The organism is Alkalihalophilus lindianensis (genome assembly GCF_032843265.1).
GTDB classification, from domain to species: Bacteria; Bacillota; Bacilli; order Bacillales; family Bacillaceae_D; genus Alkalihalophilus; species Alkalihalophilus lindianensis.
Genome location: NZ_JAWJBA010000421.1, coordinates 1 through 267 on the forward strand (window position 1 = coordinate 1; position 267 = coordinate 267).

The following is a 267-nucleotide window of genomic DNA, read 5'->3' on the forward strand; positions in this document are numbered from 1 at the left end:
GACGAAGGAAACTGGTTAAAACCCTGCGCGCAGGCGGCTCCCCGGCTTGGCCCCGCCGCCCCCGCGCGCGTTTTTAACCTGTTTCCTCCGCCCTTCGCTTCTCGCAGATGCCCGTCACCGTTGTCATTGGCGCCCAGTGGGGCGATGAAGGAAAAGGCAAGATCGTGGACCTCATGGCCGCCGAGGCCGACGTCGTGGCCCGCTACCAGGGCGGCGCCAACGCCGGGCACACGATCGAGTGGGGCGAGGGCGAGGCCGCGCGCAAGC

The 267-nt window shown here is 68.5% G+C and carries 1 protein-coding gene; it reads left to right on the top strand.

The annotated features are described in order from the left end of the window. Positions 1-107: 107 nt before the first annotated feature. On the top strand, positions 108-267 hold a 160-nt coding region (locus RYX56_RS22860; protein ID WP_317124189.1), incomplete at its 3' end, for an adenylosuccinate synthetase.